This window comes from Ochrobactrum sp. BTU2 (genome assembly GCF_024539785.1).
GTDB lineage: Bacteria > Pseudomonadota > Alphaproteobacteria > Rhizobiales > Rhizobiaceae > Brucella > Brucella anthropi.
Map to the genome: position 1 here is coordinate 825,703 of NZ_JAHWRG010000002.1, position 17,054 is coordinate 842,756.

The following is a 17,054-nucleotide window of genomic DNA, read 5'->3' on the forward strand; positions in this document are numbered from 1 at the left end:
GCTTTTGCTGGAAATGCTCTGGTGGACGATATCGATGAGCGAGATGTGGTTATATGCAGGCGCACTGGCTGCTGCATTTCTTATTCCGGGACCGGATATGCTTCTGCTCCTCCAGACTGGTGCAGCACAGGGCAGGACACATGCGCTTGCAGCGGCAGCAGGGCTTGCAATCGCGCGCGCTTGTCACGTCGCCCTTGCCGCACTTGGTCTGGCTGCACTTCTTCATGCTTTTCCTGTCGCGTTTCAGTTCGTCCGGATCATCGGTGCCTGCTATTTGGTCTGGATTGCCATCGGCATTCTGCGCCACCCCTTGCCGACAGTGGATGCAGCTGGCGGCGTGCGCGAACGCCGGTCCTATCTGGCTTCGGCTCGCAAGGGTCTCCTCACCAATCTGCTCAACCCGAAAGCGTTGCTTTTCTGTTCGGTCCTGCTGCCGCAGTTCGTTCATCCCGAAAATGGCAGCATTACGCTCCAGTTCGCGTTGCTGGGGACTGTGATGACGATCGTGGGATTGTCGTTCGACACAATCTACGCCTTCACAGGTTCGTCGCTCGGAAGCCTGTTCAAACGTTATCCTGCCATACAGTCAGTCCAACGCTGGGGCTTTGCAGCGCTGCTTTTCGGCTTCGCGGCCAAGCTTGCAATTGTTTAAACGCTGTAACGGCCTTTGATGGGCGCGAAAGTATAGCGGTGGATACCGGGAACGGGACCAGCCGTTTCGATGGCGGCGCGATGTTTCACGGTCGCGTAGCCGGCATGGATTTCCAGTCCGTAAGGTGGATGCGCCGCTCCGGCACGGATCATCATACGGTCGCGCGTTACCTTGGCGACGATGGAGGCCGCGGCGATGGAGACGGAACGCTGATCGCCTTTGACCAGAGCTGATCCGGGGCAGGGAAGTCCGGGCGGAACATCACGTCCGTCAATCAGCGCATGGCATGGCTGCAAGGTCAGGCCGACAGAAGCGCGACGCATGGCTTCAAGCGCGGCTTTCCTGATATCGCTTGCATCAATGCTGCGCGCGCTGAGGCTTGCCACCGAAACGGTGATGGCTTTTTCCAGAATGGTTTCGTAGAGCGCTTCGCGCTTTACAGCTGTGAGACGCTTGGAATCGTCCAGACCGTTTGGAAGGTTGTCGATATCGAGCACCACGGCAGCAGCCACGACAGGACCGGCCAAAGGTCCACGTCCTGCTTCATCTATGCCGACGATGTGTTTCAGTCCGCGCGCAAGCAATCTTTTCTCTTCAGAAAAGTCAGGCGCGAGTGGGATCTCAAAGAGAAGCGGAGAATCAGAAGCCGAGCGTTTCATTTGGCGGCGATGCTCGCATTGCTTCCGATTCTCCGCAAGGGCCCTGCTCGAGGATGGTGGCGTGAAAGCAGGTAGCCCCTCCGTCCGAAAAGAGATCAGACGGGAATTGAACTGACGACTGATAGGATATGCAGTTTGAAAAACGGCGCCAGCCCAAGGTGAAGTTCGCCTTTTGGAGCCCCTTTGTGTGCCTCGCCTAAAACAGTGAAAGCTGTTTGCCTCCCTTTTCGACCGGTTCGAACAGATCGGTGCGCAACTGAAGGCGGCGCGCATTGAAACCGAGCTTGCGTGCGGTGATCTCGAAACGACGTCCGATCTGCCATGCATAGGGACCTGTGCCGCGCATGCGCTTGCCCCATTCGGCATCGTAATCCTTGCCGTCGCGCATGGAGCGCACCAGCGACATGACATGACGATAGCGATCCGGGTAATTTCGCAGCAGCCAGTCCTTGAACAAAGGGGCTACTTCGAGCGGCAGGCGCAGCAGAACATAACCCGCTTCGCGCGCGCCCTGCGCATAGGCGGCGTCCAGAATGCGCTCAATCTCGTGATCGTTGATACCCGGAATAACCGGCCCCATCATGACGGACGCTGGAATACCCGCATCGGCCAGCTTGCGGATGGCCTGAAGCCGCAGTGTCGGCGTCGAGGCGCGCGGCTCCATCGTGCGAGACAGATGAGCATCAAGCGTCGTGACTGACAAGGCGACCTTGGCCAGCCCCTTCTCGGCCATGCGGCTTAGAATATCGATGTCACGCACCACCAGGGCGGATTTCGTCACGATGCCGACCGGATGATTGGCAGCCTCCAGCACTTCGAGAATTTCGCGCATGATGCGCCATTTCTTCTCGACCGGCTGATAGGGATCTGTATTGGTGCCGATGGCGATGGTCCTCGGCTGATAATTGGGCTTGGCGAGCTCGCGCTCCAGAAGGCGCGCTGCATCCGGCTTCGCGAACAGGCGGGATTCGAAATCGAGACCGGCAGAAAGCCCCATGTAACTATGGGTCGGACGGGCAAAGCAATAGATGCAACCGTGCTCGCAACCGCGATAGGGATTGATCGAGCGGTCGAAATTGATGTCGGGTGAATCATTGCGGGTGATGATCGTGCGCGGCTTTTCGATCTGCACGTCGGTCTTGAACGGCGGCAGTTCCTCAAGCGTGGTCCAGCCGTCATCGAAATCATGCCGCGTCGTCGGCTCGAAGCGTCCGGTCGGGTTGATGCCCGCGCCGCGTCCGCGCCTGCGAGCATGATCGATGCGCAGGCCTGCCTCACCGATCATCGCATTGGCGTGATCGGCGCGTCCACTACCGAAGGCAGCCATGTCGGCCTGCTTGATGATATCTGCCTGCTGGATCACTTCCATTTTCGTCTCCCTGAATGGAAACATCTGGCGTTGTGCAGCCACGACGAAAGCAAACCGGGAACAGGATACCCCTTCAGGGCTGATAACTGTTCTGTTGCGCGTGCCGTGCTGCCATGCGACTCTGTTCTGATGAATCTATTCCTATCGCAAGATTTAGAACAAAGCAAGAACATATGTGCAGCAGCTTTCCGTTCACGCGTTCTTGATATATGAAGCGCGCATGTTGTCCGTCGTCATCGAAACCCTGAATTCAGAAAGAGCGCTGGCCCACACGCTTTCGGCTTTGGTGCCGGCTGTTGTGGAGGGGTTGCTGCGCCGTGTTACGGTCATCGACCGGGGGTCATCGGACGAAACCGCTCTCGTCGCGCTCGGTGCCGGCTGTAGCTTTTATGCCGAAATGGATATTGAGGCGGCGCTCACAGAAATCCGCACGCCGTGGGTACTGTTGCTGAAACCGGGCGCTATTCCGCAGGAAGGATGGGAGGAAGTCCTCCGCCGCCACATGGATAATGATGGGGGTACCGCGCGCTTTTCACTGCCGGAAGATAGCGGCTTGGGCACGGTCCGTAAAATCTTCGGCCACAAGGCGACGCTCGATGCCGGGCTTCTGGTTCGGTTGGATCTTTTGAAGCCGCTGTTGCTCGACGGCGTGGCGTTTGATCTGCTTCCACAGCACTTGCGGCCGGTCCGTCTCAAACACCCCATTCTGCCGCCCGACGAAGACTGAACAAAACAAAAAGGCGAAGCTGGAAGCTTCGCCTTTTTCATCAGACATGCTGACCGGATTAGTTCTGACCGGATTAGTTCTGGCCGGATTAGTTCTGGTAAGAGGAAGGCGAAGCATCGCCAAAGCGATGAGCCGAACCGTCCTGATAGACCGGAGCCTTGATCGAGGCAGGAGCCGTGTAGTCGAGCTTCTGGCTCTGCGTTGCAACCGGCGTACGGTCGTTTGCATAGAGATCGGCAGGTTCGCCGACATGCGGGTTCTCGGCGAAAGCAGCACCGGCGCTAAGGGCAACGACAACAGCAGCAAGAGCAAACTTTTTCATTTTCGTAATCCTTAAAATCGCCCCTTCGGATGGCATAGAAGCCTTTCCGGGGCTCCCGGGTGGCACCATGCCATCCATCGGGGAGATAACTGGGGAAGCTGAATGATTGGGAGGAATATCCAGCTTGGGAATTCATCGGGGCGTCATCCGCTGGGAGGCTTTTGACGACGCCCTGCGCCTAAGTTTTCGGAAAACTTAGTTCTGGTAGCTCGAAGGCGATGCGTCACCGAAGCGATGAGCCGAACCGTCCTGGAATGAGGACTGGCTGATCGAAGCGGGAGCGGTGTAGTCGACCTTCTGGGAAGCAACCGGGGTGCGGTCGTTTGCATAAAGATCGGCAGGTTCGCCAACGCGTGGGTTTTCAGCAAAGGCAGCACCGGCGCTAAGAGCGAGGGCAGCGGCAGCAAGAACAATCTTTTTCATTTTCCTATCTCCTTGGAAAGTGGAGCGGCGTTTTGTTCGTCGTTCCGATGCAGCTGAAATGGGTGACAGTGGGTAAAAGTTCCAGTCACGAAAATGTTTTCTTAATCACACATTCGTGCAGCCAATTTTATGGAATGTAGATAATTTATGAGAAATAACTAAATATAATCAATAAGTTATATTATATATCAGTATTCACGAAACTGTTGTAAAAGGCATTTTGTTCAAAAAGAGCGAACAGTCTGTCCCAATATATTGTCCAATGAGAGTGAACAATAGGGCGATTTTTCAGACTTTCGGTTGGGAGGCCGCTCAGAAACTACTTTTGGGAGGGAGCCGTTTGGGTTGCGATGACGAACCAGTCGGGTCGTTCGGCCAAGAGAAGTGCTGCTGCCCGCTCTGTGGCGGCCATATCTTCGTAGATCGCATAACAGGTTGCACCTGAGCCTGACATCTGTGCGTAAAGCGATCCGCTTGCGCGAAGCAGGTCAAGTTTGTCACCGATCTGGGGGGCAAGTTTTAGGGCCGGAGGCAGAAGATCATTGCGGGTTGTCTGCAGATAGGCGCAAAGGGGGGCGATATCTGCATGGGAGCCAAGGTTCAGCGCTGGATGGTCGCGTTTGTCGAGTGCGCGAAAGACATCCGGCGTTGCAACAGCGGTTCCATCATTGACGAGGAGCATCGGCAGGGCTGGAAATCCGACAACCAGGCTCAGGTCTTCACCGATGCCGCGCGCGGCAAGCGGTGTGCCCTTGGATGCGCCATGCAGGCACATGGGCAGATCGGCGCCAATGGTAAGCCCCATCGCGGCGAGTTGCTCTAAACCGAGATCGAGCCCCCACAATTCATCGAGCGCGAGCAGCGTTGCTGCGGCATCGCTCGATCCGCCGCCTATACCCGACGCAATCGGAAGGTTCTTTTCCAAATGAACGGCGACGGGCGGCAATGCCCTTTGCGTATGATCACGCAAGGCCTCGCGTGCCTTGAGAACCAGATTGCCACCATCGAGCGGTATGCCTTTTGCGAAAGGACCGCTGACCGTGAAGCTATCCTTTTCGCCGTGCTCGATACGGATGATGTCGCCATAGCGCGCAAAGACCACCAGCATATCGAGCAGATGATAGCCATCGTCACGACGCCCTGTAACATGCAGTGCGAGATTGATCTTGGCCGGTGCCAGACGCGTCACCGCATGTGCGGCCCCGGCATTCGCGGGCGTTTTGGTTGTCGGAGAAAGGGTCATTTCTGGCTACGGACCGGGAATAGCGCATTTCCAGCAAAAGTGTGAAACGGTTTTGCGTGAGGCAAATGCTATGAAACAAATAGTTGGAGCGGCTCCGACGACATTGTTAAAATTGGAACCGCTCTTGAGAAAACATGGCATCCGGCTGCGGCGAGCAACCGCACCACTTCGTTGGCAACCTCTCTTACAAGACAGGTCAGTCCTTCTTGACGTAATATTCGCCGGTTTTAGGGTCCTGCACCAACGTGCCTTGAGCCCGGTTCTGCGCTTCCTTTTCTGCCTGACGCACACGCTGGGACACGCGCGAGGCTTCACGCTTGAACGAGCGATAGCCGTACCAGGCGGCGGCGATGATCAGCAGCAGAAAGATGAGCTGGGGCATGGCCTCAAGTCCTTAAGGGTCGCATTTCGGATCGCCGGATCGCAACGCCGAAATGCCGAATGTTCATGAAGGGGCGGGAAGCGGCCCACCCCGCTTTCTGACACCATATCATGGTGAAACGAGGGAATTCAAAGCTTTGGTTCGAAAATCGACGCTGATTTTCGACTTCGCTTTGTTTTTACAGGCCATAACGGCCCCAAAGTGCCTTTTCTTCGGCTACTGAAAGCAGCCCGTCGCCGAGATGCGCGGCAATGGAAGTCGGTTCAAGATTACCGAGTGCCATATCAATGCCGGGCATCTTGCGCCCCAGAAGGCCGCGTTTCTGTTCCACGAGCTTGAGCTTAACCTTGTCGCCGTAGGTTTTGCGCAGGAAGCTGCGCATATCGCCAAGCCCGTCAATCAGGCCAAGCTCATGCCCCTTGATGCCGGTCCAGAACAGCCCGGTAAACAGGTCCTTGTCTTCTGCAAGTTTCGTACCGCGCCGTTCCTTCACCATGTCGATGAAGGTCTCGTGGATTTCGAGCTGCAGTGATTTCAGCCGCTCGATGTCGGCCTTCTTCTCCGGCTGGAACGGGTCGAGCGTCACCTTGTTGGAGCCTGCCGTATAGACGCGGCGCTCCACACCGATCTTTTTCAGAAGTTCGGGGAAGCCGAACGAGGCCGACACCACGCCGATAGAACCCACGATGGATGACGGATCGGCGATGATTTCGTCACCAGCCAGCGCGATCATGTAGCCACCCGAGGCGGCAACATCTTCGACGAAGATAAAAACCTTCTTCTGGTGTTCGGCGGCAAGGTCGCGGATACGCCGGTAGATCAGTCGGGACTGAACCGGTGATCCGCCGGGCGAGTTGAGCGAAATGGCGACGGCGGGCGTCTCCTTGTCGGTGAACGCCTTTTCAAGGACTGCTGCGGTCGACGCCAGTGAAAGCATCGGACGGAATGCAGATCCACCGGACATGATGGCACCATGCAGCCGCACGACAGGTATCTCGATGGAAACCGGGCGGAAGCGGCGTGGAACAAGGCGCGTCAATAAACCGGGCAAGGCAAACTCCTGCTAACTGAAATCATTCAGGCTCTCAGCCGGAATGTAGGAAGCCATTTGGGAAACACAAAGAAAACCGCCCGGAAATTTTGTTTTCCGGGCGGTGATGTCGTTTCTGTCAGGTGTTTTTCGGCTTTGTGACCAACCGCAGCAGGATATAGCCGCAAATGGCCGACAGGCCCGAACCGGCCAGCACGCCGATCTTCGTTTCCGCCTGCATGAGATCGGACGGGAAGGAGAGAAGGCCGATGAAGATGCTCATTGTAAAGCCGATCCCGCACAGGACCGCCACGCCGTAAAGCTGGATCCACGTGGCCCCGAGCGGCTTTTGTGCGAGACCTGTCTTGATCGCAAGCCAGGCGGCTCCGAAAACGCCGAGCTGCTTGCCGATGAAGAGGCCAAGCATAATGCCAAGCGTGAGTGTATCCCGCATCACCGAGGCATCGAGACCGGCAAACGATATGCCCGCATTGGCGAAGCCGAAAATCGGCACGATGATGAAGGCAACAGGCTTGGCCAGCGCATGTTCCAGCACATGCAGCGGCGAGGTCATGTCGTCAGGCCTGCCGGGCGCGGCCTTCAGCGGAATCATAAGTGCTGTCACCACGCCTGCAACCGTTGCATGAACACCGGAATTCAACACGAAGAACCAGAGCGCTGCTCCGCCGATCAGGTAGGGCAGGAGCTTCATCACGCCCATCCGGTTCATGACGAAAAGAACGATAGCGGCGGCGAAAGCTCCGCCAAGATATGGCATGGAGATTTCAGCCGTATAGAAAATGGCGATGATGACGACGGCTGCGAGATCGTCCAGGATAGCAAGTGTCGCCAGAAACACCTTGAGGCTGGAAGGAACCCGTGACCCCAGAAGCGACAGAACGCCGAGCGCGAAGGCGATGTCGGTGGCAGATGGCACAGCCCAGCCGCGTACCTTGGCAGGGTCGTGCCAGTTCAACGCGGTGAAGATGATGGCTGGCAGGATGACGCCACCCGCAGCGGCGATACCGGGCAGCATTCGGTTTGGCCAGCTTGCCAGTTGACCGTCGAGAAATTCGCGTTTGATCTCCAGCCCCACAAGCAGGAAGAACACCGCCATCAAGGCATCGTTGATCCAGTCTGTCAGACTCAGCGGACCGATATGAGTGTGCAGTATATCGAAATAGGCCTGCGAGAACGGAGAATTCGCCACGATCAGCGCAAGCGCTGCCGCCACCATGAGGCTTACACCCCCTGCAGATTCGCTATCCAGAAAGCGCCGCATGATGGATACGGGGCGGCTTTGGTTTGGGCTATGGTTCATTGGTTCCCGTTGCCTGTTCTTGTCGTTTTGCTGTTTGCGCTTTTTCGGAAAAGGGCGGCGGGGAGCCGCAGAACGAAAATTGCGGTTTTAGGAATATTGGCTCGAATATAGGGTTTCAACCAAAATCACCCGCTCGGACCGAAATCGGCAGGTCTGGACTATCGGAACTTCCGGAATGCTACCGTGTTATCCGATCCGGGAGGACACCACGATGGTGCTCACTGCTATTTTCGCCCAGCTCAATTGCTCCGACCTCGAACGCAGCACGGAATGGTTTGCCACGATCTTCGATCGCAATCCCGATGCGCGACCGATGCAGGGACTGGCTGAATGGCATCACGGGTTGAGTGCGGGCTTCCAGCTTTACCAGAACCCGGCGGAAGCAGGGCACGGCACACTGACACTCATCGTCCACGACGTACGAGCCGAACATGCGCGTCTTTCATTCGATGGGATTCGCCCCGGAAATGTCGAGATAGCTGACTATACGACGATTCTGAGATTGCACGACCCGGACCGCAATCTGGTCGTGCTGGCACAGCCGCGTTTCTAGATCAGAGCGTCGAGCCCGTTATTGATGCCGTTGGCGCGTGGGGTGAAGCCGTGGCCGTCGCTGCCGTGGAGAACAAGCGCCGGCATCAGCGAAAGACCGGCGCGGCTCCCGCGTGTGCCTGTCACGACAATACGGATCGCCGCCGCTTCGGGGCGGGGCTGAACGGGAATGATTCTCAGCCCGCCAAATCGTCCCGACAGTGCTTCGAGGATGGAAGAAATCGAACCGGGTCGGGCAATAATGGCAATGCCTCCGCCAGGCTTCACAATGGCCGCCGCAGTGCGCACCCATTGCTCGAACATACCTTCGGGCATGACATGCGCTTCCGCCTTCAGCGGATCGGGTGTGCTGCGATCGCGCGCTTCGTTGAAGGGCGGATTCATGATGACGAAGTCGAAACTGTTGTCGACAAGCCCTGCGGCGATGCGCGCCTTGCCTCTCAGGCCGACGTCGGCTTCGATCACACTGATACGGCCTGCAAGAGCGGCGTTCAGCGGATGCGCAACACTTCTGCGGGCAAAGCCCGCCATGAAAGCGGAACGTTCGACGAGGGTGATATTGGCGTCAGGGCAGCGCGACGCAACAGCAAGCCCTGCAGCGCCCGCACCGCTGCCAAGATCGGCAACGCGCCCGGCAAAGCCGTTTGGAACGGAGCTTGCCAGAATCATCGCATCCACACCGGAACGATGGCCTTTCAATGCGGGCTGGATGAGGTGAAACGCCCCACGATGAAACACATCGAGCGTTTCTCCAGCCTCATCTTCAGTTTCAAAACTTGCTTCCGAAGTCATCGATCGCGCAGTTCGTGTTCAATCTCGGCATCGATCAGAATCTGCCTTGCTTCTTCAAGCTGCTCTTCGCTGACCAGAAGGCGGCGCGGCAATACGCCCAAAGAGCCTTCGATGATGCTCATATTCGTGTCGGCAATGAAATAGGCGATCCCGGCCTCTTTCATCAAGGCCTCGGCAAAGGACAGCAGAACGGAATCATTCGTACGGATAAGTTCGATCATTTGAACAGTTTGTAGCGAATGCACCGCATTGACAACAGCTTCCTTCAATGGTGAACAGGCGCTGGAATAGTATCGCTTTGAGGGCGCTTTGGGGGCAGTTGCGTCTTGAGCAATCCGGTCCGTTTCAATAATGTGGCCGGGCAGCTAGGAGAAATGGCATTGGGTGTGGTTCTAAATCTGGACGGTAAAAAGAAACAGGAAGGATCGGTTCAACCGCTTGTCGATCTGACAAAGGCCGATATGGCGCGGGTGAACGAGATGATCCTTTCCCGGGCCGGGTCCGATGTTGAAATGATACCGGAAGTCGCCAATCATCTGATTTCCTCAGGCGGCAAGCGCCTGCGTCCCATGATGACGCTCGCGGCAGCTCGCATGTTCGGCTACGAAGGCGACGGTCATGTGCGTCTCGCGACTGCTGTGGAATTCATGCACACTGCGACGCTTCTGCACGACGATGTGGTTGATGAAAGCGATCTGCGGCGCGGAAAAAGCACGGCGCGCATGATCTGGGGCAACCAGGCCAGCGTTCTCGTTGGCGATTTCCTTCTGGGGCAGGCCTTCAAGATGATGGTTGATGTCGGTTCGCTCGACGCGCTCGACGTTCTGGCGACCTCGGCTTCGGTGATCGCCGAAGGCGAAGTAATGCAGCTTGCCGCTGCCAAGAACATGGAAACCACCGAAGACGAATATCTGGCGGTCATCAAGGCCAAGACTGCGGCGCTGTTCTCGGCTGCCGGTGAAGTCGGCCCGATCATCGCCGGCGCGCAGCGTTCGGATCGTGCGGCGCTGCGCGATTATGGCCTCAATCTCGGTCTTGCCTTCCAGCTGGTCGATGACGCGCTCGATTATGGCGGCTCGGCAGCCGATCTCGGCAAGAATACCGGTGACGATTTCCGCGAAGGCAAGATCACGCTCCCGGTGATTCTGAGCTATCGCCGCGGCACCGACGATGAGCGCGCTTTCTGGAAACACGCAATCGAAGACGGTGCGAGCGATGACGCCTCGCTTGAAAAGGCCATCGGCCTGATGACGAAGCACGGCGCGATTGCCGACACGGTTCAGCGCGCGCGGCATTTCGGCGAAATTGCCCGCGATGCTCTGGCACCTCTGAAAGCGACGCCTCAAAAGGACGCGCTGATCGAAGTCATTGATTTCTGCATCAGCCGCGTGAACTGACCGGCAACAGCTGCAAGCTCCCGCCAGCATTTCTTGCGGGTGAAGAATACTCAGGAAAAGCGTCCCATCACGGATGCTTTTCTTGCCCCGCCATCCCAAAAAGGCCATGCTTGGGGTGCCTTTTCCGGCAAAGAGACAGCGTGCCCCGGCTTTTGAGCCACTTGAGGGTTTGCTTGCCGGTATCTGTCACAGGGATTTGAGAAGAGGATAGGGCTTTATGCGGCAAGGATCGAAATACCGCCCGCTTTATGGTTTGCTGCTCTCGCTTCTGGCGGGAATCGCGATCCCGACAAGCGGCGCTTTGGCCAAGGCGACAAATGATCCTGCACCGCCTCCTGTCCGCGCCGGTTCGTTTGCCGGGGCCTATCTTGCCGGACGTACCGCCGAATCCGACAATAATCTCGCGACCGCCGTCGATTTCTATCGTCAGGCTATGGCCTTCGATCCGGGCAATGCGCAGATCAAGCAGGATCTGCTACTGGTTTTGCTGACGGAGGGCCGTTTCAAGGATGCGCTGCCTCTGGCGGAAGAACTGAAGAACGTCCCGGACATCGAGCGTTTTTCGCGCGTGGCGCTGGCCATCGACGCCATTGACCGCAAGCAATATCGCAAGGTCGGGCCGCTTCTGATGCTGTCGCTGCAATCCGATATGGATCGCCTTGCGACCGGCTTCATGAGCGCGTGGGTGAAGGTCGGGCAGGGCAACCCCAAACAGGCGCTCGCCGATATCCAGAAAATGCAGGGACCGGAATGGTATGGTCTGTTCCGCACCTATAATTCCGCACTGATAGCCGATCTCGCCGGCCAGAAGCAGGAAGCGCGTGATTTCTACCAGCAGGCCATCGACGACCGGCCCGGCGGGAGCGCTGCCCCTGACACTTACGAACGCATCGTGATGGCCTATGCCTCCTTCAAGCTTCGTCAGGGTGACAAGGAAGGTGCTATCAAGACGTTGAATGATGCAGCCGAGCTTTTGAACGGTCGCATGACGATCACCGAAATGCGTGAAAAGATCGAGGCTGGCGAGAAATATGGCCGCCTGATCAAAACCGCTCAGGAAGGGACTGCCGAAGCGCTCTATACTCTTGGCACTGCGATCAACCGCAGCGGCGCGGAAGCCTTTGCAAAGCTTTATCTGCAGATGTCGTTGCCGCTGCGTCCGGACAATGACGCAACGCTTTATCAGCTGGGCGATATTTCCGCCAAGTTGCGCCAGCCGGAAAAGGCCATCGACTACTATGGTCGCGTGCCGGAGAAGTCGCCTTATCGTCGTGATGCGGAAATGCAGCGTGCACTCAATCTGGCGGAAAACGACCAGTCTGCCGACGCCGTCAAGCAGCTGAGAGTTCTGCTCGACCGTGACAAGACCGACATGCGCACTTATCTGGCGCTCGGTGGTGTCTATGCACAGGACAAGAATTTCGCCGATGCGGCGAAGATTTATGATGCTGCGGTGGAACAGATCAAGACGCCGGAACGCAAGGACTGGCCGGTCTTCTACCAGCGCGGCATCGCCTATGAACGCCTGAAGCAATGGGACAAGGCGGAGCCCAATTTCCGCAAGGCGCTGGAGCTTTATCCCGATCAGCCACAGGTGCTGAACTATCTTGGTTATTCCTGGGTCGACCGGGGTGAAAATCTCGATGAAGCGCTGGGCATGATCAAGAAGGCGGTCGAGCTGCGTCCGCAGGACGGCTATATCGTCGACTCGCTGGGCTGGGCCTATTACATGCTGGGCCGGTATGACGAGGCGGTGGTCGAACTGGAAAAGGCGGTCAAGCTTCGTCCGGAAGACCCGACGATCAACGACCATATGGGCGATGCCTACTGGCGTGTCGGGCGTCTTCTGGAAGCGACATTCCAGTGGAACCATGCCATTGCAGGCAAGCCCGAGCCGGAAGATCTGGTGAAGATCGAGGCGAAGCTGAAGAAGGGTTTGCCGGATATCCCGGGGCAATCTTCTGCCGATGCTGCAAAGCCCGACGAGAAAAAGCCTGTCGAGCAGAAGCCGGAAGCTCCTGCACAATCGCCTGCGCCTGCCGCACCGTCCGACAAGGCTCCAGAAAAACCGGCAACTGACTAAGAGCTTCAGGCTGCCGGTTTCAAGATGGTGTGACACCGAAACTGGCAGCCTGTGCTTGACCCTGCGTTACGGACAAATTAGACCGGGCCATCATTTCAATTACAAGGCCCGACCCCGTGTCCAGTACGTTGCCAGCACATATGCATCCCACCCGTTCCTTTCAGGGTCTGATCCTGACGCTCCATAACTATTGGGCGGAGCACGGTTGCGCTATCTTGCAGCCCTATGACATGGAAGTGGGTGCGGGTACGTTCCACCCGGCAACGACGCTGCGTTCGCTGGGGCCGAAGCCGTGGAAGGCTGCCTATGTGCAGCCATCGCGTCGTCCGAAGGATGGCCGTTACGGTGAAAACCCGAACCGTCTCCAGCACTATTACCAGTATCAGGTGATCATCAAGCCATCGCCACCGAACCTTCAGGATCTCTATCTCGGTTCGCTGCGCGCCATCGGTCTCGATCCGACGCTGCATGACGTGCGCTTCGTGGAAGATGACTGGGAAAGCCCGACGCTCGGCGCATGGGGTCTCGGCTGGGAATGCTGGTGCGACGGCATGGAAGTGTCGCAGTTCACCTATTTCCAGCAGGTCTGCGGCATCGAATGCTCGCCGGTTTCCGGTGAGCTGACCTATGGTCTCGAACGCCTCGCCATGTATGTGCAGGGTGTGGACAATGTTTACGACCTCAACTTCAACGGTCTCGAAGGTGATGAAAAGGTCACCTATGGCGAGGTGTTCCTGCAGGCTGAGCAGGAGTATTCTCGCTACAACTTTGAAATGGCCAATACCGAGGCTTTGCATCAGCATTTCATCGATGCCGAGCGCGAGTGCGAGGCCATTCTGAAGGCTGGTGCGCCTGGTCCGAACGCCAATCATCAAATGCATAAGAGTGTCTTCCCGGCCTATGACCAGTGCATCAAGGCATCCCACGTGTTCAATCTGATGGATGCGCGCGGCGTGATCTCGGTTACCGAGCGTCAGAGCTATATTCTGCGCGTGCGCAATCTTGCGCGTCAGTGCGGCGAGGCATTCCTTTTGACGGATGCCGGTGGTTTCAATTTCAAGCGTGAGGGCGAGTAAAGAACATGCCTGATTTGTTGCTCGAACTCTTTTCCGAAGAAATCCCCGCCCGCATGCAACGCAAGGCTGCTGGTGATCTGAAGAAGATGATTACCGATGGTCTGGTGGAAGCCGGTCTTACCTATGAAGCTGCGACCCCTTATTGGACGCCACGTCGTCTGACGCTCGATATTCGCGGCCTCACCGTGCGTTCCAAGGACGTGCACGAAGACATTAAGGGCCCGTCGGTCACAGCACCGGAACAGGCCATTCAGGGTTTTCTGCGCAAGGCCGGTCTGACGGATGTCGCCCAAGCCCATGTCCACTCCGATCCGAAGAAGGGTGATTTCTATGTCGCCCATCTGACGAAGCCGGGCCGCGCAGCGGAAGAGATCGTCGCCGAACTGGTGCCGCAGACGATCCGCAATTTCCCATGGCCGAAATCCATGCGCTGGGGTGCGGCTTCGGCCAGGCCGGGTTCGCTTCGTTGGGTGCGTCCGCTGCAGTCGATCCTCTGCACCTTCGGTCCCGAAACCGAGGAAACCGTGGTCATCGATTTCGATGTCGATGGCATCAAGTCGGGTAATGTCACCTATGGCCATCGTTTCCTGAGCGACGGTCAGCCAATCAAGGTACGTCGCTTCGAGGATTATGTCGAAAAACTCGAAAAGGCTTTCGTGGTTCTCGACGCCGAGCGCCGCAAGGAAATCATTTCGCAGGACGCGCATAATCTCGCCTTCGCTTCCGGTCTTGAGCTGGTCGAAGACGATGGGCTTCTGGAAGAAGTGTCCGGTCTGGTCGAATGGCCGGTCGTGCTGATGGGCGAATTCGAGGAAGAATTCCTGGCCATTCCGCCGGAAGTCATCCGCCTCACCATCCGCGCCAACCAGAAGTGCTTCGTCACTCGCAAGCAGGGCGAAGCCGAAGCGCTTTCCAACAAGTTCATTCTGGTGTCGAACATCGCTGCCCGCGATGGCGGCACGGAAATCGCTTACGGTAACGGCAAGGTCGTGCGCGCACGCCTGTCGGATGCACTCTATTTCTGGCACACAGATCAGCATGATCTGCCCGACCTCGACAAGCTGGCCGCTTCGGCGGAAAAGTTCGGTCTTGATCTGAAGAAGCCGCTCGATCAGCGCATGGCGCGTCTGGATGCATTGAATGTGACCTTCCATGCCAAGCTTGGCACGCAAGGCGCACGCGTTGAACGCATTCGCGAACTGGCTGCGCAGATTGCGCCGCTGGTGGGTGCCGATCCGAAACTTGCAGCGCGTGCGGCAGTTCTGGCAAAGGCTGACCTCACCACGGAAGTTGTCGGCGAATTCCCTGAACTTCAGGGCGCAATGGGTCGCAAATATGCGTTGCTTCAGGGCGAAGATGAAGCCGTCGCTGCTGCGATTGAAGAACACTACAAGCCGCAAGGCCCGTCCGATGTTGTGCCGAAGAACCCGGTTTCGGTTGCCGTCGCGCTTGCCGACAAGCTCGACACGTTGGTCGGATTCTGGGCGATCGATGAAAAGCCGACCGGCTCGAAGGACCCGTTTGCTCTGCGTCGTGCGGCATTGGGTGTGATCCGTCTCCTGCTGTCGCAGGAATGGAAGTTCCCGCTGCTGCCGCTCTTCCGCTCGGCCTTTGCCGCGCTGAAAGAAGGTCAGGTCCAGCGCAAGTTGCGCGAGTTTGAAACCAAGCTTGCTGGGGAAAACTCCGGTGATATCGACGACGAACAGGACGTTGACAACGCATTGGCCAGCTATGAAAAGCAGGTTCGCGCCGAGGCGGAAGCATCGTCCGAGCCGGTGCTGGCTGATCTCTTGTCGTTCCTCCATGACCGTTTCAAGGTGCATCTGAAAGAAGAAGGTGCACGCTACGACGCCATTGATGCCGTGTTGTCGCCGGAAGCCGACAATCTGCTGCTGGTCGCGCGTCGACTGGAAGCGCTGATCGTCTTCATCAACGAAGAAGACGGCAAGAACCTTCTGGCTGGCACCAAGCGCGCCGCCAACATTCTCGCTGCCGAAGAGAAGAAGGGTACGAAGGTTGCAGACAGCGTAAGCGCGTCTCTTCTCCACGAAGCGGAAGAAAAGGCGCTGTTCGAAGCCGTCACTCTGGCTTCGCAAGATGCCGAGGCTGCCATTGCCCGTGAAGATTTCAACGGTGCGATGCTGGCGCTCGCCAAGCTGCGTGGTCCGGTCGATACGTTCTTCGAAAAGGTGCTGGTGAACGACGAGGACGAGAATGTCCGCGCCAATCGTCTGGCCTTGCTCGACCAGATTCGTGCGGCAACTGGAAAAGTGGCGGATTTCTCGAAAATCGCGGGCTGACTATTGGCAGTACGATAAAAAATATGGCGCTTTCGGGCGCCATTTTTGTTTATTTCAGGCTGGGTCTGAGTTCGAGCGAACTGAGATCGATTTCTTCCGATGCGCCGGCCCAGGGATCGCCAACGACGCGCACCGGCTTTGTGGGGTCAAAGTCTTCTGCTGGTGCGGCGGCTGGCTCAAGCAGATCGTCCGGAACGGGCTGACCCTGCATGCGCGCCATATAGGCACGGGCGCGCTTGCGGCGGGCCTCGATTTCCTTCTGTGCGTCCAGTTCGGCTGCCTGCTTTTGCGCACAGGTGCCGCAAACCGGCAGGCCGTTGGCACCGATCTTGTCATAGCCGATATAATCGATGGAGCCGACCTGATAGGTCAATGCCGCGCGCTCGCCTCCGTTTGCGGAAGCGATTGCGGGCAGTCCGATGGCCGTCAGCGAAATAGCGATAAATCGGGATAACATTATTCACCTCACGCATGAATAATATCACCATACCCTGAAAAACCTAACAAAACGCAATTTTTCATGCGCAATCATGATCGTCTTGCCGTGATTGTGCCCGGATAGAGTCCGAGCTTGCTTGCACATCACTTGCACCGGGGCCAGAGCTTGTGTAGGCAGAACGGGCTTGGAGCGCATTTCGATCTGATAGTGTCAGACCGGCGCTCTAACTGTCTGTTTTGATGCGCATCTTATCCGAAAACCGTTTCACATTTTTCGGGATGCGCTCC

Annotated in this window: 18 protein-coding genes; 7 read left to right on the forward strand and 11 right to left on the reverse strand. The window is 57.3% G+C overall.

The window, feature by feature from the left end:
* The first annotated feature begins 34 nt into the window (after positions 1-34).
* Complete coding sequence (locus tag KWJ32_RS08640; protein ID WP_125301891.1) at positions 35-652, forward strand: LysE family translocator; 618 nt, start codon at positions 35-37, stop codon at positions 650-652.
* Here the strand turns inward: KWJ32_RS08640 and KWJ32_RS08645 are convergent.
* Complete coding sequence (locus KWJ32_RS08645; protein WP_125301889.1) at positions 649-1,311, reverse strand: ribonuclease HII; 663 nt, start codon at positions 1,309-1,311, stop codon at positions 649-651. The genes KWJ32_RS08640 and KWJ32_RS08645 overlap by 4 nt on opposite strands.
* A 196-nt stretch (positions 1,312-1,507) precedes the next feature.
* A complete protein-coding gene (locus tag KWJ32_RS08650) occupies positions 1,508-2,680 on the reverse strand; it encodes a PA0069 family radical SAM protein (RefSeq protein WP_010658328.1) in 1,173 nt (390 codons plus the stop codon).
* Positions 2,681-2,900: 220 nt separating this feature from the next.
* On the opposite strand from KWJ32_RS08650, the gene KWJ32_RS08655 reads away from it, so the two are divergent.
* Complete coding sequence (locus KWJ32_RS08655; RefSeq protein WP_125301905.1) at positions 2,901-3,407, forward strand: glycosyl transferase; 507 nt, start codon at positions 2,901-2,903, stop codon at positions 3,405-3,407.
* Between the two features lie 88 nt (positions 3,408-3,495).
* Here the strand turns inward: KWJ32_RS08655 and KWJ32_RS08660 are convergent, their stop codons facing one another.
* From KWJ32_RS08660 to nhaA, 6 genes are all read right to left on the reverse strand, one after another.
* Positions 3,496-3,729: a hypothetical protein gene (locus KWJ32_RS08660; RefSeq protein ID WP_125301886.1), complete on the reverse strand. Its 234-nt coding sequence runs from the start codon at positions 3,727-3,729 to the stop codon at positions 3,496-3,498.
* 195 nt (positions 3,730-3,924) lie between these two features.
* Positions 3,925-4,152: a hypothetical protein gene (locus tag KWJ32_RS08665; RefSeq protein WP_012090790.1), complete on the reverse strand. Its 228-nt coding sequence runs from the start codon at positions 4,150-4,152 to the stop codon at positions 3,925-3,927.
* 319 nt (positions 4,153-4,471) lie between these two features.
* The gene (locus KWJ32_RS08670; RefSeq protein WP_256885970.1) at positions 4,472-5,395 is read right to left on the reverse strand and encodes a 4-(cytidine 5'-diphospho)-2-C-methyl-D-erythritol kinase; all 924 of its coding nucleotides are present in this window, start codon (positions 5,393-5,395) and stop codon (positions 4,472-4,474) included.
* Between the two features lie 196 nt (positions 5,396-5,591).
* Positions 5,592-5,777: a membrane protein gene (locus tag KWJ32_RS08675; RefSeq protein WP_010658334.1), complete on the reverse strand. Its 186-nt coding sequence runs from the start codon at positions 5,775-5,777 to the stop codon at positions 5,592-5,594.
* 178 nt (positions 5,778-5,955) lie between these two features.
* Positions 5,956-6,828, reverse strand: coding sequence for a S49 family peptidase (locus tag KWJ32_RS08680; protein ID WP_125301881.1), 873 nt, complete (start codon positions 6,826-6,828; stop codon positions 5,956-5,958).
* A gap of 118 nt (positions 6,829-6,946) precedes the next feature.
* Positions 6,947-8,128 carry a Na+/H+ antiporter NhaA gene (nhaA, locus tag KWJ32_RS08685; RefSeq protein ID WP_036585967.1) on the reverse strand — a complete coding sequence of 394 codons (1,182 nt, stop codon included), beginning with the start codon at positions 8,126-8,128 and terminating at the stop codon, positions 6,947-6,949.
* Positions 8,129-8,339: 211 nt separating this feature from the next.
* Between nhaA and KWJ32_RS08690 the strand changes: the two genes are divergently transcribed.
* Positions 8,340-8,681: a glyoxalase/bleomycin resistance/dioxygenase family protein gene (locus KWJ32_RS08690; RefSeq protein WP_012090794.1), complete on the forward strand. Its 342-nt coding sequence runs from the start codon at positions 8,340-8,342 to the stop codon at positions 8,679-8,681.
* On the opposite strand, the gene KWJ32_RS08695 is transcribed toward KWJ32_RS08690, so the two are convergent.
* Positions 8,678-9,472 carry a tRNA1(Val) (adenine(37)-N6)-methyltransferase gene (locus KWJ32_RS08695; RefSeq protein WP_012090795.1) on the reverse strand — a complete coding sequence of 265 codons (795 nt, stop codon included), beginning with the start codon at positions 9,470-9,472 and terminating at the stop codon, positions 8,678-8,680. The genes KWJ32_RS08690 and KWJ32_RS08695 overlap by 4 nt on opposite strands.
* On the reverse strand, positions 9,469-9,693 hold the full coding sequence (locus KWJ32_RS08700) for a DUF2007 domain-containing protein (RefSeq protein WP_010658339.1): 225 nt from the start codon (positions 9,691-9,693) through the stop codon (positions 9,469-9,471). The genes KWJ32_RS08695 and KWJ32_RS08700 overlap by 4 nt, the downstream gene beginning before the upstream one ends.
* A gap of 159 nt (positions 9,694-9,852) precedes the next feature.
* On the opposite strand from KWJ32_RS08700, the gene KWJ32_RS08705 reads away from it, so the two are divergent.
* The 4 genes from KWJ32_RS08705 (at position 9,853) to glyS (ending at position 16,328) form a co-directional block, all read left to right on the forward strand.
* Positions 9,853-10,869, forward strand: a complete 1,017-nt coding sequence (locus KWJ32_RS08705; RefSeq protein WP_010658340.1) for a polyprenyl synthetase family protein — start codon at positions 9,853-9,855, stop codon at positions 10,867-10,869.
* A 217-nt stretch (positions 10,870-11,086) separates the two neighbouring features.
* Positions 11,087-12,952: a tetratricopeptide repeat protein gene (locus KWJ32_RS08710; protein ID WP_010658341.1), complete on the forward strand. Its 1,866-nt coding sequence runs from the start codon at positions 11,087-11,089 to the stop codon at positions 12,950-12,952.
* Between the two features lie 140 nt (positions 12,953-13,092).
* Positions 13,093-14,028: a glycine--tRNA ligase subunit alpha gene (locus KWJ32_RS08715; protein WP_010658342.1), complete on the forward strand. Its 936-nt coding sequence runs from the start codon at positions 13,093-13,095 to the stop codon at positions 14,026-14,028.
* Positions 14,029-14,033: 5 nt separating this feature from the next.
* Positions 14,034-16,328, forward strand: a complete 2,295-nt coding sequence (gene glyS, locus KWJ32_RS08720) for a glycine--tRNA ligase subunit beta (protein ID WP_040129815.1) — start codon at positions 14,034-14,036, stop codon at positions 16,326-16,328.
* 49 nt (positions 16,329-16,377) lie between these two features.
* On the opposite strand, the gene KWJ32_RS08725 is transcribed toward glyS, so the two are convergent.
* Entirely contained in the window at positions 16,378-16,785 is a 408-nt protein-coding gene (locus KWJ32_RS08725) for a hypothetical protein (protein WP_125301879.1), read from the reverse strand.
* Between the last annotated feature and the right edge of the window lie 269 nt (positions 16,786-17,054).